18 protein-coding genes and 1 rRNA gene are annotated in these 18,650 nt (G+C 38.9%); 9 read left to right on the top strand and 10 right to left on the bottom strand.

Annotated elements, in window-relative coordinates; all coding sequences use genetic code 11:
- Positions 1–186: 186 nt before the first annotated feature.
- Positions 187–765, top strand: coding sequence for an ANTAR domain-containing response regulator (locus tag L6C30_RS11020; protein ID WP_019836997.1), 579 nt, complete (start codon positions 187–189; stop codon positions 763–765).
- A 10-nt stretch (positions 766–775) separates the two neighbouring features.
- Positions 776–1,780, top strand: coding sequence for an ABC transporter substrate-binding protein (locus L6C30_RS11025; RefSeq protein ID WP_236163077.1), 1,005 nt, complete (start codon positions 776–778; stop codon positions 1,778–1,780).
- A 710-nt stretch (positions 1,781–2,490) separates the two neighbouring features.
- Here L6C30_RS11025 and L6C30_RS11030 read toward each other — a convergent pair.
- The gene (locus tag L6C30_RS11030) at positions 2,491–3,678 is read right to left on the bottom strand and encodes a phosphotransferase enzyme family protein (protein WP_236163076.1); all 1,188 of its coding nucleotides are present in this window, start codon (positions 3,676–3,678) and stop codon (positions 2,491–2,493) included.
- A 92-nt stretch (positions 3,679–3,770) separates the two neighbouring features.
- Positions 3,771–3,908, bottom strand: a complete 138-nt coding sequence (locus L6C30_RS11035) for a hypothetical protein (protein WP_179995613.1) — start codon at positions 3,906–3,908, stop codon at positions 3,771–3,773.
- A 198-nt stretch (positions 3,909–4,106) separates the two neighbouring features.
- Here L6C30_RS11035 and L6C30_RS11040 point away from each other — a divergent pair, with 198 nt between their 5' ends.
- A complete protein-coding gene (locus tag L6C30_RS11040; RefSeq protein WP_236163075.1) occupies positions 4,107–4,721 on the top strand; it encodes a LexA family transcriptional regulator in 615 nt (204 codons plus the stop codon).
- Between the two features lie 40 nt (positions 4,722–4,761).
- The gene (locus L6C30_RS11045) at positions 4,762–6,057 is read left to right on the top strand and encodes a Y-family DNA polymerase (protein WP_236163074.1); all 1,296 of its coding nucleotides are present in this window, start codon (positions 4,762–4,764) and stop codon (positions 6,055–6,057) included.
- 148 nt (positions 6,058–6,205) lie between these two features.
- On the opposite strand, the gene L6C30_RS11050 is transcribed toward L6C30_RS11045, so the two are convergent.
- Entirely contained in the window at positions 6,206–8,413 is a 2,208-nt protein-coding gene (locus tag L6C30_RS11050; protein WP_236163073.1) for an OsmC domain/YcaO domain-containing protein, read from the bottom strand.
- Between the two features lie 294 nt (positions 8,414–8,707).
- On the opposite strand from L6C30_RS11050, the gene L6C30_RS11055 reads away from it, so the two are divergent.
- From L6C30_RS11055 to accC, 4 genes are all read left to right on the top strand, one after another.
- The gene (locus tag L6C30_RS11055; RefSeq protein WP_236163072.1) at positions 8,708–8,848 is read left to right on the top strand and encodes a hypothetical protein; all 141 of its coding nucleotides are present in this window, start codon (positions 8,708–8,710) and stop codon (positions 8,846–8,848) included.
- 962 nt (positions 8,849–9,810) lie between these two features.
- A complete protein-coding gene (gene aroQ / locus L6C30_RS11060) occupies positions 9,811–10,266 on the top strand; it encodes a type II 3-dehydroquinate dehydratase (RefSeq protein WP_236163071.1) in 456 nt (151 codons plus the stop codon).
- 16 nt (positions 10,267–10,282) lie between these two features.
- A complete protein-coding gene (gene accB / locus L6C30_RS11065) occupies positions 10,283–10,705 on the top strand; it encodes an acetyl-CoA carboxylase biotin carboxyl carrier protein (RefSeq protein WP_070154208.1) in 423 nt (140 codons plus the stop codon).
- Positions 10,706–10,722: 17 nt separating this feature from the next.
- The gene (gene accC, locus L6C30_RS11070) at positions 10,723–12,090 is read left to right on the top strand and encodes an acetyl-CoA carboxylase biotin carboxylase subunit (protein WP_236095110.1); all 1,368 of its coding nucleotides are present in this window, start codon (positions 10,723–10,725) and stop codon (positions 12,088–12,090) included.
- 207 nt (positions 12,091–12,297) lie between these two features.
- On the opposite strand, the gene L6C30_RS11075 is transcribed toward accC, so the two are convergent.
- The 6 genes from L6C30_RS11075 to L6C30_RS11100 form a co-directional block, all read right to left on the bottom strand.
- Complete coding sequence (locus L6C30_RS11075; protein WP_236163070.1) at positions 12,298–13,059, bottom strand: alpha/beta fold hydrolase; 762 nt, start codon at positions 13,057–13,059, stop codon at positions 12,298–12,300.
- A 164-nt stretch (positions 13,060–13,223) separates the two neighbouring features.
- On the bottom strand, positions 13,224–14,090 hold the full coding sequence (locus L6C30_RS11080) for an MBL fold metallo-hydrolase (protein ID WP_236163069.1): 867 nt from the start codon (positions 14,088–14,090) through the stop codon (positions 13,224–13,226).
- A 1-nt stretch (position 14,091) separates the two neighbouring features.
- Positions 14,092–14,508 carry a DUF6691 family protein gene (locus L6C30_RS11085; RefSeq protein WP_230244812.1) on the bottom strand — a complete coding sequence of 139 codons (417 nt, stop codon included), beginning with the start codon at positions 14,506–14,508 and terminating at the stop codon, positions 14,092–14,094.
- Positions 14,509–14,925: a YeeE/YedE family protein gene (locus L6C30_RS11090; protein WP_019836983.1), complete on the bottom strand. Its 417-nt coding sequence runs from the start codon at positions 14,923–14,925 to the stop codon at positions 14,509–14,511.
- A 415-nt stretch (positions 14,926–15,340) separates the two neighbouring features.
- Positions 15,341–15,808 (bottom strand): Cys-tRNA(Pro) deacylase, encoded by a 468-nt coding sequence (gene ybaK, locus L6C30_RS11095; protein ID WP_019836982.1) that lies wholly within the window; start codon positions 15,806–15,808, stop codon positions 15,341–15,343.
- A gap of 119 nt (positions 15,809–15,927) precedes the next feature.
- Complete coding sequence (locus L6C30_RS11100; protein WP_236163068.1) at positions 15,928–17,520, bottom strand: Na/Pi cotransporter family protein; 1,593 nt, start codon at positions 17,518–17,520, stop codon at positions 15,928–15,930.
- Between the two features lie 328 nt (positions 17,521–17,848).
- Between L6C30_RS11100 and L6C30_RS11105 the strand changes: the two genes are divergently transcribed.
- Positions 17,849–18,400: a lytic transglycosylase domain-containing protein gene (locus tag L6C30_RS11105; RefSeq protein ID WP_230245636.1), complete on the top strand. Its 552-nt coding sequence runs from the start codon at positions 17,849–17,851 to the stop codon at positions 18,398–18,400.
- A gap of 160 nt (positions 18,401–18,560) precedes the next feature.
- Here L6C30_RS11105 and rrf read toward each other — a convergent pair.
- A 5S ribosomal RNA gene (gene rrf / locus L6C30_RS11110) occupies positions 18,561–18,650 on the bottom strand; the annotation flags it as partial.

Genomic DNA, 18,650 nt, shown 5'->3' on the forward strand with positions numbered 1-18,650 from the left:
GTAGAAACGCCTAATTAACGACAAATCATCCAGCCAAATGCTTCATTTTGAGCACTTGACGGCTGTTGCACCTTAAGTTGTGCACTAAATTGAATACATCAGCGGACTTTTATGCACCAAATTAATGGCATGTTTTTTGCTTTATTCGTGCTTGAATATTCCTTAGGCCTTACTTGAAAATATTCCATGTCCAAATTACGAATAGCTCTTATTGATGATGATCTGGAGCGTGCCCAATTCATCCAGGAATCCCTGCTTTTACATGATTTTCAGGTGGTGGCCTGCTTAATCCTGAATGACCTGAATATGGTACATGTCAAAGGCATTCATGCAGATGTGATCCTGTTGAATATGGATCATCCGCATCGGGATATTATTGAAAGTTGTGTCAGCCAATATGAACTCCCGACCGTGCTGTTTACCCAGAACTCCAATAAAGACACCATCAAGAGTGCGATTGATGCCGGAATCACGGCCTATATTGTCGATGGTATTGATCCCACCAAATTGGAAAGCATTCTGGAAATTTCCATTGAGCAGTTTCGTAAGCATAAAAAGCTGCTCGATGATTTAAAAGAAACCCAGGACAAGCTGACTGATCGTAAAGATATTGATAAAGCCAAAGCGTTGCTCATCCAGCTGCATGCATTAACGGAAGAGCAAGCTTTTGCTTTATTGCGTAAAAATGCCATGAGTCACCGGATTACCATTGGTGAAATGGCCAGACGCTTACTTGATGCACAGAAGCTGTTATTGGGCCAATAAGGAAAAGCATATGTCCACATTAGAAAAAACTGAACTCAATATTGGCTATATTCCTTTACTTGATTGTGTTGCCATTCTCTGGGCCGAAAAACAGGGGTATTTTGCTGAGCAAGGATTAACCATCAATTTAATCCGTGAAGCCTCCTGGTCAAGTTTGCGTGACCGTCTGGCCTATGGCTTTCTGGATGCTGCACATTGCTTGTCTGCCATGCTGCCCGCTGCTGCCTTGGGCACAGACCAGTTACAGGTGGCTTTGCAAACCCCTCTAGTACTGAGCGTGAATCAGGCCTTTATTAGCCTGCGCCAAGATCTGTGTTATGAACTCGGCATCCAGCCAGGGGATGATGAAAAAAGTACCTCAAGGAAACTGGTACTGGCTTTACAACAGGATCATCCCATCAATCTGGCCTATGTCTATAAATATTCGATTCACCATTACTGCTTAAAAGAATGGCTGGCGCTGACTGATCCACAACTGGCCAAGAATATCCAGCTGATGACCTCTCCACCGCCTTCCATGGTAAAAGGAATCGCAGAACAGGTATTTGATGGCTTTTGCGTGGGAGAACCCTGGAATATTCAGGCCAAACTTGAAGGCTATAGTTTTATCGTCGCGGCAAGCCAGAATGTCATTCCAAAAGTTGCCGATAAAGTCTTGGCCATGACCCAGGAATGGGCAGAACAGCATCCATTTACTGTAGAGGCAGTGGTCAAGGCAGTACAAAAAGCGCAGGATGATTTAAAGCAGCGCAGTGATTTATCAGAAGTATGGGACATGCTGGTAGACTATCAGATTATTCAGTTTGAATGTTCCGCCCAGCGGCATGTCTATGACTTTTACAAGATCAAGAATATCATCCGGAATTTTGTTGGGGAAAGTGCCGAACCGAAAGTCGATGATTTTATCTGGCTCCTGCAGCAGATGGATAAATGGGAAAATATTGAAATGACCGCAGCCAAAAAAAAACAGATTGCGCAATCCTGTATTTATCAGCAAGAAGTGACCGTTGTTTAAAATATTATCTATTCTCATAAAAAAAGACCCAGAAAAATTTTGGGTCTTTTAGATTTAACGTTTTATTTAGCTGAATGCCTGTTGTAAATCCAGTTGAACCGTACCGGGTTTGTCGGAGAGTCAATATTCTGAGAGACTATCCGACAAACCCAGTAAGGTTCAGTTAGCATTAACACGTAGGTTGTCAGTGAATTGATGTTGTGTAATAGCCCCCAATTAAAACGGACACTTCTCAATTAAGACCTAGTCAATTGTGCTTGAACTGTGTAATCGCTTGAGATGAAGAATGACGTTCATCCTGCTTTTCAGCAGTTATAGTGATGATTGGCAGTTGAAATATTTCTAAATGTACTCCTGTTCCAGCAGCAGAGCTATGTTGTACACTCAAGCCATAAATTAAATTGATCGGCAATTCCATATCTGCAGTAATAACAGAAATAGAGGCAGGCTTTTTTTTGTAAACGATTTGTACCCAAACCCTACAGTTTTTACTGTAGAACTAAAATACGGCGTGGTTTCATTGGCTGTGATAACAATCGTATCAAGTTATTGAATGCCATTTTCTGCATCAACCCAAGGTACCCAACACAGCGATGACAGAATGAAGATTTTTAAAGGCGCAGTGAATATATTCTGTTTGAATTTACAATTGTACATATAAAATCTTGCATTAAAAAAGTGGTGATGCTTGAGGCATTTAGCTGTGCAGATTATGACAATTCGCGTTGAAGGAACCGAGTAAAAGTCTGGATAAATTGCTGTCCTTGCTCTGTAAAAAACCAATTTACATGTCCAACAATCCAATCATAATAAGCAGCATCGGCATGTTTCAGGTTTTGGGTAATCCCGACAAAATATTCAAGTTCTGAAAATGCGAAATCCAAATGCACAATTTTTAGCAGTTCTGGCAAAATACTAAAGTCTTGTTGTGGGTATATTTCTGCAAAATACGCTTGTAAAAACGCGCTTAAACCCGCTTCATCAACACTAATTTGTGACGTATGTTCTAAAGCCAGCCAATCTATAAAGTTACGCTCAATCGTTATCGCAAGGTCGTATAGCGCTGAATTTCGATCCGATAAGCCAAAATCAATCACCGCTGTAATATTGGCATCGGCACTTTGCGTAGACCAAAACAAATTGGAAGCATGCAAATCATTATGCGTCCAAATTTTAGTCACTTGCTGCAATACATGCTTAATTTTACGATGCGTCTGAAATATGCGCTCTAAAAAAACGGCATCTAAGTTTTTATCGGCAAAATAACGACTCAATTCAGGGCTATTATCAATACGTTGCTGAATAGCCATTACAATATTTTCACTTTCTAAAAGCTGCTGATTCGAGACCAAATAACGAGTCGATCTGCCGTGTAACTCAGGAAAATCCTGCATGGCGATATGCAGTTTCGCAAGCAAACTCCCCACTTTAGCGGCATGTTCTGTATAGAAAAAAGGCGTCCACGATTGCTGATCGATATATAAATCAAAGCCAGCTGCTTTTTCATAAACCTCATAAGTCCAATCGCCCACTTCTAAAGCGGTTTGTCCGCAATTAGAGCTAATTAATGTCGCAACAGGAATATTTTTACTGGCTAAATGTTGTAAAACAGCATGCTCTTGTAAAATATCTTGGGCACGACGAAATGAACGATGGCTACGCTTAATAAAATAGGGGTGAAGATTTGTTTGGCCTGTACTGGCTAAAGCCTGCATGACTTCAACCAACACTGCCGAAGAAAATGGGCGTGGACTACACCACAGAATCTGAACACTCCCTTGCAAACATGGATAATAAGGTTGCAGGTGGTGTAATTCTGGAACTGTAATATGAACCCAATCTTTATTTTCCCAGTCACTGCCCATGCCATGACCTAAATTAGGTGTGATTGTGGTCATTTGCAATATTCCTTAACCTAATCAGCATTGTGTAGTCGTATATTCCCCGTCATCCACGTCCAACAATCATTTTTAGATGGATGCAGAGCTATTTAATTAACGGTAGACCAGACCTGATGTTTCATGAAATCCTGCATTAAAAACTCAGGTTCAAGTTCTGAATTGATTAATCCCAACAGCAAAGATTCAACTTCTTCATTCGTTAAATAAATGTCTTCAACAATATGCACGCCAATCTCTAAATATGCTGCTGCGATAGAAAAATCCTAATGGAAAGGCTTGTGTTTGTATAGCTATGCAATCGTAGAGCCTTATCTATATCTAACAATCAACCATACAGGTAGATTGAATCTTAATCACATTTTCAGCTATGCTATCAACACATCAAATTTCACTTCAAACACGCCTCGTTGCGTAGGAGTAATCTCATGTCTAAGAAGTTACCTATTTACTTCTCTGATGGTGCTTGGGCGTCATTACAAAAAATCATGGGTATGGATGGTAAGCCTAGCCAAACCTTGAATGCCATTCTAGAACAGATAGAATTGCTGAATGAATATGAGTTTCAGCCTGTTTGCAAACGTACCGTTTTACCGCTTCCAGTTGCTGTTGAATCTATTCCTGCAGGTTTTCCTTCACCTGCTCAAGACTATATTGATAAAAATATTGATTTGAATGAATATCTCATTTCCAATGAAAATGCGACCTTTTTAAATGTGGTACGCACCACCTCTATGGTAAACGCAGGGCTTGAATACGGCGATATTGTATTGGTAGATCGTAGCAAAGAAGCCAAACACCGCAGCATTGTGGTTGCATTAATCGACCAAAAAGACCTGACTATTAAACGCCTGATGATTACAGCCAAAATGTCCAAAAGTGAATTGGCTGAACATTTTGGTGAAGACTACGACCCTGCTACTTTGCCTGATGCTTGGCTCAAAGCTGAAAGCCCTGACTATGACAGTATTTATTTGAAAGATGGGCAAACGTTTGAAGTCTTTGCCGTGGTGACTTGGAACTTAAAAAACCTGATGGCTTAAACCCGCACACCATAATAAAAGCCAAATAAGCAGAATATACATGAAACCTTTAAAGCAAATTTTTGCGCTGATTGACATCAATAATTGTTATGTGAGCTGTGAGCGGTTGTTTCAACCACATTTGAATCATCGTCCTGTGGTGGTGCTCTCCAATAACGATGGTTGCGTGGTATCACGTTCCGAAGAGGCCAAACAACTTGGCATTAAAATGGCTGTGCCCTTTTACCAAGTTCAAGAATTGATTCAACAACATGATGTTGCTGTCTTTTCAAGTAACTATGCACTCTATGCGGAAATGTCCAGACGTTTTAATAATACGATTCAACAGTTTGTTAGTGCCAAAGACATTGAAATTTATTCAATTGATGAAACCTTTATTGAACTGAGTTCGTATTCTCAAACCGATTTAAATGAATTGGCACAAGAAATTAAAGCAACTTTATGGAAATGGCTGGCTTTGCCTGTCTGTGTGGGTATCGGTCATAGTAAAACGGAAGCAAAACTGGCCAATCATATTGCCAAGAAAAATAGCTATTTCAACGGCGTGTGCAATTTAATAGATATGGATTTATGTAGCAAAGAAGCCTTACTTCAACTCATTGATGTTGATGAAGTCTGGGGCGTGGGCCGAAAACTTGCAAAAAAACTGCATACTTTAAAGATTCATTCTGTATTTGATTTAGCGATCAGTGATCCTGAGCAAATGGAACGTAAATTTTCAATTTTAATGAAAAAAACCATATTGGAGCTAACAGGTACGCCGTGTATTGAACTAGAACAAACCACAGCGAGTAAACAGCAAATCATCAGCTCACGTTCTTTTGGACAACGAGTCACCGACATTCATGCACTTTCGGAAGCACTGAGCGATTATTTACAATCTGCAGTGCAGAGGCTTAGAAAAGAAAAAAGTTTATGTTCCTGTATGATTGTTTTTGCGCAATCCAGTCGTTTTGATCAGCGCCAAGCTTTTTACAATCAATCGGTGACTATTGCCTTTAATGAACCAACAGATTCTGCCTTAATCATGAACAAAGCCATCATGAAGCATATCTCTACCCTATTTCAAGAAGGCATTGTCTTTAAAAAATGTGGTGTGATTTTAACAGGACTTGAGCCAAAGCAAGGCTATATTCCCGACCTACTTACAGATACGCACGTCATTGAAAAACAGGAACAATTACAGCAAGTATTAGATACCGTGAAAAATAAATATGGTATGCAAAAACTTGCTATTGGCGCATGTAAATTACAAGACCGCACCTGGGCAATGCAGCGCAGCCATTTAAGCCCTAATTATTTTAGCTGGGAAGGCTTATTGGCACTTGGCGATTAGTGCTTTTTTAGTTGTGATCTGATTCGTCTTTAATTGCGCTTCTATATACTTCAATTACGTAAAGAAAAGATATTTATAAAACCGCTCATCCAAACAACCATCTTCTTGTGATGATTATTTGGATGAGCATGATCTGATTTAAGCAATATCAACCTTCATTTAGTCCGACAAACTTAGCACGTGCTTTATGTAGTTTTTTGTAGCTGTCGATTAAACGTAAATGACGATCTAAACCCTCAAGCTGCATATTGGTTTCGGTGAGACCATAGAAACGTACGTTGCCTTCAACAGAACCCATAACTGCATCCATCCGTTCATTGCCAAACATACGGCGGAAATTGACTGCATAATCGGCAATATCCATTTCATCATCTAAAATAACTTCAAGCACAACATTCATACACTGATAGAACAAGCCACGCTCTACGGTATTAGTGTTGTATTGTAAGAATGCTTCGACTAAATCTTTAGCTTCTTCAAACTGTTCTAATGCCAAATAAATCAACAATTTTAATTCAAGGATGGTGAGTTGTCCCCAAACGGTATTGTCATCAAATTCAATGCCAATTAAGGTTTTAATTTCGGTATAGTCATCTAGCTCACATTCTTCCAAGCGCTCAACCAAAGCTTCAAGTTGGGCGTCATCCAAACGGTGTAAATTCAAAATATCTTCACGGTAAAGCAAGGCTTTATTGGTATTATCCCAAATCAAGTCCTCCACCAAATACACTTCTGAATAATCGGGCACTAAAATTCGGCAAGCAGTTGCACCTAAGTGTTCATATACCGCCATATAGGATTCTTTGCCCAAATCTTCCAGAATCGTAAATAAAGCCTCGGCTTCTTCTACATTGCTATATTGACCATTGTTGGTGAAATCCCACTCTACAAACTCAAAATCTGCCTGCGCACTAAAGAAACGCCACGACACCACACCACTTGAGTCAATGAAATGTTCAACATAGTTATTTGGCTCTGTAACTGCATTGCTGCTAAACGTTGGTTGTGGCAAGTCATTCAGACCTTCAAAACTGCGCCCTTGCAATAACTCAGTCAAACTACGTTCTAAAGCCACTTTAAAATTAGGATGCGCACCAAACGAAGTAAATACACCGCCTGTACGTGGGTTCATTAAGGTCACACACATGACAGGGAACTGACCACCCAATGAAGCATCTTTGACTAATACAGGGAAACCTTGCTCTTCTAGCGCCTGAATGCCAGCAACAATACTTGGGTATTTTGCCAATACTTCTTGTGGCACATCAGGCAGGCTCATTTCTTCCTGAATAATTTCGCGCTTGACTGCACGCTCAAAAATTTCAGACAGGCACTGCACTTGAGCTTCTGCAAGCGTGTTGCCTGCACTCATCCCATTACTTAAATATAAATTTTCAATTAAATTTGATGGAAAATATACCGTTTCACCATCGGATTGACGTACAAATGGCAATGAACAAATACCACGCTCAGTATTGCCTGAGTTAGTGTCATATAGATGTGTACCAAGCAATTCATCTTCAGGGTCATAAATTTCTAGGCAATATTCATCTAAAATTTCTTTAGGCAATTCACCATTTGGGCCAGGCTTAAACCATTTTTCATTTGGATAATGCACAAACTCGGCATTGGCAATTTCTTCGCCCCAAAACTGATCGTTATAGAAGAAGTTACAGTTCAAACGCTCAATGAATTCACCTAAAGCAGATGCCAACGCACTTTCTTTGGTCGCACCTTTACCATTGGTAAAACACATTGGTGATTGCGCATCACGAATATGCAATGACCAGACATTTGGTACGATATTACGCCATGAGGCAATCTCAATTTTCATGCCCAAACCTGCCAAAATACCCGACATATTGGCAATGGTTTCTTCAAGCGGTAAATCTTTACCCTCAATAAAAGTCGCATGAGATGAAGTCAAGTTTGGCATCAGCAAAGCTTGCGCATCAGCATCAATACTTTCGACTTGCTCAATCACAAATTCAGGGCCTGTTTGCACGACCTTTTTTACGGTACAACGGTCAATAGAACGTAAAATCCCCTGACGGTCTTTTTCAGAAATATCTGCAGGTAATTCCACCTGAATTTTAAAAATCTGCTTATAGCGGTTTTCAGGATCGACAATATTGTTTTGTGATAAACGGATATTGTCGGTTGGAATATCACGTGATTGGCAATAAACCTTCACGAAATATGCAGCACACAATGCTGATGACGCCAGGAAATAATCAAATGGACCTGGTGCAGAGCCATCACCCTTATAACGGATGGGCTGATCGGCAATGACAGTAAAATCGTCAAATTTAGCTTCAAGACGCAAGTTGTCTAAATAATTGACTTTAATTTCCATGTAGGCACCTATTGTCTGTGCCTACTCAGACACAAAAAATTAGAATATTGATTTATAAGCCGAATCAAGGAGGAGAATTAGACTTAAAAAATAAGGTTTGAAGTTAGCGCAGCGGTAATAACAGCGACTCCAGAATATGCGACAACATTATAAAGTGATTTAGATGAATTGATAATGCTATAAATACAGTTTTACTGAGTTTGAGCAAAGTTACCCAATTAATATACAAAAATACAATATACCATTATATAAAGTATTTCCTTCAGGTTGTAATCTGCGTGATGGTGAAACAACATGAAATATACCGCACTCTTTGCGGCGCATGAACTGCACACGCCGTTGATGGCGATTAAAACGCATCTGAAACGGAGTCAATTGATATTGAATCAAAACACATCTACCCAAGATACAGCCGAGAAACAACAGACTGACTAAGCTTTTGCGAGCGTTAATAGCAATTCAGGCGAGTTTCAGAACAAGATCACATAACTTTTGCCAATACCGAACATAGGGTTCAACTTTACAATAACGATATTTTTAAGAGGTTTTTTGAAATAAAAGGTCAATGCGTTCTAAAATTTTATCCATGATGTAAATGCTGCGGGCTATTGAGCAGAAGAACATTGGCTAGAAAAAATAGCTGAAACTTTCATCACCTTTTTTGTTCAATTCCACTTCATATTTTTAAATGAGGTAGATATCCGTGCAGATCGTGCTAATGCTAGGTCTTGTGATCAACTTACAACTTAATTGAAGCGTTTATAAAACCAACTGCGCCACACTCAAAATCTAATACACAGCGCAAGTACCCATGACAGCCTAAAATATAGATAAATACATCAATCAAAATATTCAACTTAAACTTATGTTTTATTTAAATAAAGTCAGATTTTTAAAATATCTTGTTGTTGCTATAAGCTTTCTATCGAATCCATTTCCGCTTGAACGATGATTATAAAACATATCAACTGATCTACTGCGGTTTATGTGGTCATCAACTTTGCATGAACTGAAAAAATGGAGAAAGTATTTTTTATAAACGACAATGAAATATCATGCTATAAAGAAATGTGAAATTGATGTTGATAGTTTTCTGGCTTTGGCATTCCGAATCAAACCTTCTTAAGTTAGTCGCTTGCTCAGTCGTTACAGAAAACAAATGAATAGATTTGGTCAGTTGTTTTAGAATATAAATATTAGCAAAAAAAACTAAAAATGTAATTTTTTAACATTGCGAATTCCCTGCAAAGTTTTCATTATAGAGCCTCATTTTGGCACACGCTTTCTACGTCAAATTAAACAAATTACAAAAAAAATGTGGAATTTTATGCCATAATTAGCAAACTTTGCAGACATCTTGCAAAGTATTATTGCAATTATTTATTGGAGCAAGCGGAATGAGTTCGACCATTTTGGTTATTCATGGACCGAATCTAAATTTGCTAGGAAAGCGTGAACCCGAAGTTTATGGTTACCTCACTCTTGAGGATATAAATCAACAGCTCATTTCTCAAGCACAAAAAGCATCAATTTCTATAGATACTTTCCAAAGTAATTGGGAAGGCGCAATTGTAGACCGAATTCATCAAGCCGCGTTAGATGGCACACAATATATCATTATTAACCCTGCTGCATTGACACATACCTCTGTTGCGGTACGTGACGCTTTGTTAGGGGTCGCTATTCCATTTATTGAAGTCCATTTGTCGAATGTGCATGCACGTGAGGCGTTTAGACATCATTCATATTTATCAGACAAAGCCGTTGGTGTAATTTGCGGTTTAGGTGCAAAAGGCTATGCCGTAGCACTCGACTTTGTTCTTGAAAAAATTCAATCTACTACACAATCTTAAACTAGGGATACTGTCCATGGATATTCGTAAAATCAAGAAACTCATCGATTTGATGATTGAATCTGACTTACAAGCGATTGAAGTTAAAGAAGGCGATCAGTCGATTGCATTAACTCGTCGAAATCCAGTAGTGGCGGCAGCAGTTCCTGCAATGCCTACACCTTCTGCAGAAGTACCATCTGCACCTAAATCTTCACCACGTGGTGCAGTTGAAACTTCTCCAATGGTTGGCGTGTTCTATGCAGCACCAAGCCCAGGTGAAGCACCATTCATTAAAGTGGGTCAAACTGTTTCTGCTGGTGAAACGCTTGGTATTATCGAAGCAATGAAAATCATGAACCCAATTGAAGCAACTCAAAGTGGGGTGATTGAAGAAATTCTAGTTAAAAATGGCGAAGTGATTCAATTTGGTCAACCACTCTTCCGTTACCGCGCTTAAGACCTCGGGGATTCACAATGTTGCAAAAAGTTTTAATTGCAAACCGTGGTGAGATTGCCCTGCGCATCACCCGAGCTTGCAAAACTTTAGGGATCAAAACCGTGGGTATCTACTCAGATGCCGATAAAGACCTGATGCACTTACGCTTTTGTGATGAAGCTGTATGTATTGGTCCGGGTGCGAGCAGCGAAAGTTACCTAAATATTCCTGCAATTATTACTGCAGCAGAAATTACAGGTGCAGATGCCATTCACCCTGGTTATGGTTTCCTTGCTGAAAATGCCGAATTTGCTGAAATTGTAGAAAGTTCGGGTTTCATTTTCATTGGTCCACGCCCTGAGCATATTCGCTTAATGGGTAACAAAGTTTCTGCAATTACTGCAATGCGTAAAGCTGGCGTACCGACTGTACCAGGTTCAGCACATGCCGTTACACCACACAATGCTTTAGCTGAAGCCAAAGAAATTGGTTTCCCGCTCATCGTAAAAGCTGCGGCGGGTGGTGGTGGTCGTGGTATGCGTATTGTAGAACGCGTAGACACCTTGCTTGAATCGGTTCAGGCGGCTCAACGTGATGCAGAAATGTGGTTTGGTGATGACACGGTCTATATGGAACGTTTCTTACAAAAGCCACGCCACGTAGAAGTGCAAGTATTGGCTGATGGTAACGGTCACGCAATTCACCTATATGACCGCGACTGTTCTTTACAACGCCGTCACCAAAAAGTACTTGAAGAAGCGCCAGCGCCTAACTTACCAGAGCAAGCGCGTGCCGATATTTTAGAAGCGTGTGTTAATGCATGTAAGTTAATGCAATACCGTGGTGCAGGTACTTTCGAATTCTTATTTGAAGATGATGAATACTTCTTTATTGAAATGAATACACGTGTTCAAGTTGAGCACCCTGTAACTGAAATGGTGACAGGTATTGATATCATTGAACAACAATTGCGTATTGCTGCAGGTCTAGGTTTAGACATTGAGCAAGATCAGGTTGAAATTCGTGGTCACGCAATCGAATGTCGTATTAACGCAGAAGACCCAATCACTTTCTTACCTTCACCGGGTAAAATTGAACACTTCTATGCCCCAGGTGGTGCAGGTGTTCGTGTAGATTCACACATCTACCAAGGTTATAGCATTCCGCCGTATTACGACTCAATGATTGCTAAACTGATTGTGCATGGTAAAGATCGTGAAACCAGTATTGCGCGCATGCGTCAAGCCTTGGATGAAACCATCTTAACAGGAATTAAAACCAATATTCCTTTGCACAAAGACTTGATTCTGCAAGATAAAAACTTCTGCAAACAAGTGATGGATATTCACTATCTTGAAAAGCATTTGCTGAAGCAACTTGCTGGCAATGAAGAAGAAAAAGCATAAGCAATTTAAGTTTGCTCATGTTTAAAATGAAGAGCTGATGATTCAACATCAGCTCTTTTTTATTGCTAAAGATAAAAGCTAAACCATTAATCTATGCAGATCAGTACGAATAAAAATCAATACTCCAAATGTAGTATTGGCTTAAAAATTGATTAAAAAAATCGGGATCATTTTAGATCATTGAGTACTACAAACTGCGCGACAAGATTAATCTAGAAACTCCGTCATTAATGCCAATACTTCTGCGGTTTTTTCAGCATGTAACCAATGCCCTGCATGCGCGACAGTTTCAACTTTCGCATGCGGGAACTGTGCTTGAATGGCAGCATAATGCTCAGGCTTCTCAATATAAGGCGAATTACCACCACGAATAAATAAAGTATCGACATCACTATGCACAGTCTGCCATGACAAAATTTCTGCATAATGTTCATGTAACGCATTTAAGTTAAATAGCCATTGCCCTTTGCTAAATGACTTCATTAAAAATTGCACGACCATTTCTTCATGAAGATGCTCACGCATAATTTCCATCGCCGCTTGGCGGCCTTCAACTTGTGCATCCTGCACAGCAAACAAAGCGGTAAAAATTTGATCGTGACGGTTTTCAGGATAAGCAAAAGGACAAATGTCCAATAAAACCAATTGTTGTAAACGCTCTGCTGCTAGAGGTGCTAAAGTCATTGCAACCTTGCCCCCCATTGAATGCCCAACTACAGAAAACTTTTCGATATTCAAGCTGTTCAGCGTTTCTAAAACATCGTGTGCCATTACTGCATAATTCATGTCATCACGGTGTACAGACTTACCATGATTGCGTACATCTAATTGAATTACGGTACGCTGTTCTTGAAATGCACGTGCAAGCATGCCTAAATTACTCAAACTACCAAATAAACCATGAATAAAAACCAAAGGTGGCAACGTAGATTCAGGCTGATTTTGCGTGATTTGATAATTTAACAACATAAAATAAACTCTAAACTTGAATACAAATGATTGATCTATTTAATGAGTTTTGAGTTTATAAATCAAATTTTATATGTGCTTTTTATAGATAAACCTATAATATTGCTTAGGCTATTTGTATAAGTCAAAGCAATAGTATAACAAGATGAGCTTTTCTTAAAATTTTATTTAAAGTAATTCAAAGGCAACTTCAAATAACGAATGCCGTTGGCCTCAGGTTGTGGAAACTTACCTGCATCCATATTGATTTGAATAGATGGCAAAATCAATTTAGGCATCGTTAAAGTGGCATCACGCTGGGTTCGCATCTCAATGAATTCAGCTTTGCTTACCCCTGTATGAATGTGAATATTCTGCTCTTTTTGAGTTTTGAGCAGTGTTTCATGTTCATATTGTTCACGTGATTCTGGTAAATAGTCATGGCATAAAAACACACGCGTTTCTTCAGGCAACTCATATAATGTTTGCACAGAATCAAACAATTGCCCTGCACTGCCTTTCGGGAAATCACAACGTGCCGTACCAAAATCAGGCATAAACAAGGTATCACCTACAAATACAGCATCACCGATCACATAGCTTAAACAAGCAGGCGTATGTCCTGGTGTAGGGATGTTATAGGCTTGTAATTCACCAATTGTAAAAGCTTCATGATCTGCAAACAGATAATCAAACGATTGATGTGAATTGAAATATTTAATATCCAAGTTATAGATGGCACTAAATGTTTCTTGCACAATCGAGATTTTATGGCTCATGGCAATTTTACCACCCAACTGCTCTTTTAAATATTGAGAAGCTGTCAGGTGGTCGGCATGCACATGCGTTTCTAAAATCCATTCAACCGTTAATTTATAATTATGGATGTAAGCAATGATTTCATCCGCATGAGCAGTTGTAGTTGTCGCAGATGCAGGATCATAATCCAACACGCTGTCAATGATGGCACATTGGCGTGTCACAGGATCACTCACCACATAACTGAATGTATTGGTATTTTCATCAAAAAAATGCTGAATGTCTGCGTGCATCTTATGCTCCTGCAACCTTACGATGAATGAGAATCCCCACCAACATCGCAACAATAAAATAGATTGCTTGATAATAACCTAAACCAATCAAGGTCAGACTTGGCGCAGGACAAATTCCTGCAATCCCCCAACCGATACCAAAAATAAAACTACCAGTGATCAATTTAGAATCAATTTGAGTTTGTTTAGGCAAATCAATTGGTTCATTTAGAATGGTTTTTGGTTCAGCTTTACGTATAACTCGTTGAAATGGAATAAATGCAACCGCAATTGCACCCACCATTACAAACGCCAGACTTGCATCCCATGTACCGAAAAGATCGAGAAAGTTTAGAACTTTTTCAGGATTCGACATACCAGAAAGAATCAATCCAACTGAAAAAATACCACCAAAAATAAAGGCTAAGAAATTTTTCATTTAAAATGCACCTGTGATGTGTCGGATAACATAAACGGTAATAAAGCCAGCTAACATAAAGGTACCTGTTGCTGCAATTGAGCGCTTAGATAAACGACTCATGCCACATATACCATGACCACTTGTACAACCCGAGCCTAAACGAGTACCGAAACCCACCAATAATCCTGCCACAATCATCATCAATGGGCTTGCATTCAATTCAACTTTAGGTAGAGCCACAATGCCGTAGAAAAAAGGCACAATGAAAATACCTAACACAAACCACAATGCAGGCGTTTTGAATAGCGTGTGCGGATTTAATACTTGTGCCAATAAACCACTAATGCCTGCGATACGACCATGAACATATAAGTAACCCACGACGGCAAGACCAAGTAATCCACCACCGATTAATGCCAGCAGATAATCATGCATGTTTAACACTCAAACAATATATTTTTTTATAATATATTATTATAAATATTATTCAACTATATCTATTGTAATTTTTTTAATTTTCTCATCTGATATATTGTATTTTAAATTTGCGTGAGTTAGGGCAAATCAATATACAGCAACAACAAAAGTTAATTTTATTAGATTCATTTATAAGCAAGCACAGTAAGTTCTTTTTTGTGTCAACGAATTACACGCTTAGCGGCTTCTAACACGATGCGCTTGTTTGCTGGATTCAGCATCTACAATCGCAATGAGTAGAGCTGGATACGCTGGACGAGCTTATTTATTGCTTAGAGATCAGATTAAATTTTTTAGTTGTTAACTGCCAGGTGCGGAACAAAATAAGTATCTTTATGCTTTCTTTGGCTCCCCACAATATAATTTCAATTTATTATACATCTACGATATCGACAAAACTGGCATTTAAAACTTTTGCCAAATCGCTTGGCGCTAAACCAATATCCAATCCACGCTTCCCTCCACTCACATACATAGTTGTAAGCTGTTGAGCGGATCTATCAATCACCGTTTTCAGTTGTTTCTTCTGCCCGATTGGACTTATGCCTCCCACCAAATAACCTGTCAAACGTTCAGCATCTTTAGGATCAGCCATGTGTACTTTTTTACACAGAAAAGCAGCCGCAACTTTTTTTAGATTTAATTGGTGATGGACAGGTAATATCGCGACAAAGAAATGTTTATCATCATGGATCAATAACGTTTTAAATACTTCTTTGACATCTAAGCCTAGCTTTTCTGCAGCTTCCAAACCAAAACTTTTAGCATTATGATCATGTTCATATTCATGTGTAGAAAATTGAATTTTCTTGGCTTTTAAAAGTTTAGTTGCTGGTGTCATGTAAAAAAATATTGAAAAAAACGATGCCAAAATTATACACTTGATTAAGATTAAAAGTGAATTTACTTAGGCTATTTCTTGGATTTTAAAGCAACCTTCAAAACAAAAGCCCAAAATAATTAACTTGATTTACGTGAATTCTCGACCAACACGTTGGCTAAGCGCTGTGCATGCGCAATCACGCGATCCAACCAACGCTGCGCTGCTAACAATTCTAAACCTGTCGCAGCATTGAGTTGATTCACAGCAGTATACTGCAACACTTTTTCACGGTTTTCGGCACGTTGATCTTCTGTCCATTTTTTCAAATTAGACAGTTCAGTATGTAGACTTAGTACGTGTTTATACACATCAAAATCATCCACTTCTTTTAAATGTTCATCGAGAATTTGCACAAAATCTAAACCAACTTGGTAAATTGCGGGTTGGGTGCGTATCTCCTTAGCCAACGTAATATTTTCCAAATCACTTCGTAAAACACGTAAATAAACCATCAAACGAAGCATCGCCATTAAACGCTGTTGATCGGCCTCATTTTCTGAAATTGACATTTCTTCCAAATAACGTTGGACTTGAATGAGTACTTCATCGAGCTGCAATAAACGTACTTTTGATGGCAATCTTCCCTCTTGGATAGCCAGTTTCAGCATCACTAAAACGTCATACAAACTATGGTAAATCACTTTTGAAGCAGCATGAATAGCCAAGGCTGGCACAGATAAACTTGCTTGATCGAGATAACATAAAACCGATTGAGTTTGATCTGGGATGATTTTAATAATCAGTTTTTCAAACTGACGGATAAATGGCAAAATAATCAAAGTACCGCAAATACTGAATGCTGTATGGAATGCAGCAACAATCACCACATTGTCCCAGGTTGCCATAAGACGTTGATTCTGAGTCAATTCAAGAAATAGCGGTTTTAAAATAATAAAAGCAAAAATGGCTGAAATGATATTAAAAAACACATGAACTGCAGAAGTACGTTTGGCATTCGCAGTTGAACCAATCGCAGCAATAATTGCTGTTGCTACCGTACCAACATTCTGTCCAATCACTAAACCTAAGGCTTGTTGCAAATCAATCGCACCACTTGCCAATGCTGCTAAGGTCGCGGTAATTGCAGCACTTGAAGATTGCAACAGAATAGTCATGATAATACCGACCAAAACCAAACTGAGTTGCGCAATCAGAGATCGACTTGAAAATACGGATAAATCGACACGTTCTGCAAAACCTGACATAGCAACTTGCAACATATCAATACCAAGAAAAATCAGGCTAAAACCTGCCAGTGTCATTCCAAATAGTGCAACTCGCCCCTGACTAAATAATTTGAGCATTGCACCCAAACCCAGCAAAGGTAATGCAAAACTGGTAATGGAAAATTTAACACCTAAAAATGCCACCATCCAACCCGTACTGGTTGTGCCAATATTCGCACCAATAATGACACCAATTGCTTGGGCAAAAGTAAGAATCCCTGCACTTACAAAACCGATCGTGGCTAAAGTCGTTGCTGTAGAAGACTGTACAATTAAGGTTAAACCAATGCCTGAAAGCACAGCTTTGATGGGTGAGCCTGTAAATTTAGACAACCAGACACGCAGCGTTTCGCCTGCCATTTCTTTCAGACTGTCTGTCATCATGGTCATACCAATCAAAAATAGACCAATACCACCACATAATTGTACTAAGACGTCTAGCACACTTTCTCCCTATGCAATCCGCAATTTCTAGGTACTGAAAAGCAGATATTGTACGTACTCTTAATTAATCTTAGAATTGCAGTTTATTTCTTCTTTTCCAAAAGTTTATATAAATAAAAAACTTGTCATCAATTTGACACATTATTAAAATCCAAGGTTATATCCGATATCATTGGTTTATCCAATCGCCCTATAAAAACAAAATTATATCGCTGAATTATGCCACCAGTATACAATTCAAATCTTCAGATAACTTGACTGAGTCAAGCGCTCGCATCAAAATCAGCATATATGCACATACGCTAGAATGAATAGACATAGTTTTAATATGATTTTTAATGCCTTTAGAAAATATCCATCTATTAAAATATTCAGTATTGGTTGTACTGTTTTAACGCTAGCAGCTTGCTCTCCACTAGGAGGTGGTTCTCTTGCAAAACGCTCAGCTAAACTTTCTACAGGGATTCAAAAGGCCTACGCTGTGCATCCTGATACAGCAAATCGTGTAGCACCAATCATTGTACAAAGTGCCGAACAACATAATGTTGACCCTCTGCTTGTTGCTGCAGTTATTAGACAAGAATCTAACTATCATGGCTATGCTGTTTCACCTTCAGGCGCAGTTGGGTTTACACAAATTATTCCACGTTATTGGCAGCAGACTTGTCCTGGCGATTTATTCCACGAACATACCAATATCAACTGTGGTACGTATATTTTAAATCATTATAAAAATCAGTCTGGTAAATGGCCTAAAGCTTTAGCCTATTACAATGTAGGGCCTACAGGCTACAATAATAATAGAAAAATGAAAAAACAAGGTAAACGCTATGCGAAACAAGTCAAACAGCACCAAAAAAAATTAAAAGATGCACTTTAATGTTGACTTGTCAGCTTAATAAAGTAGCCAATTCGAGTTGAGTTAAAACCATCCACAGATGGTTTTATTGAGGCTTCATTTTTATATTTTCTTTCTTTTTCACTTAATATTTTTGCATAAAAAAACACCCTCAACGCTTGTTGAGGGTGTTCGAATAATGAGCTGGCGATGACTTACTCTCACATGGGTAACCCCACACTACCATCAGCGCGAAGAGGTTTCACTTCTGAGTTCGGGAAGGGATCAGGTG

Origin of the sequence: Acinetobacter sp. KAM396 (genome assembly GCF_021602765.1) — a bacterium.
Classification (GTDB): domain Bacteria; phylum Pseudomonadota; class Gammaproteobacteria; order Pseudomonadales; family Moraxellaceae; genus Acinetobacter; species Acinetobacter towneri_A.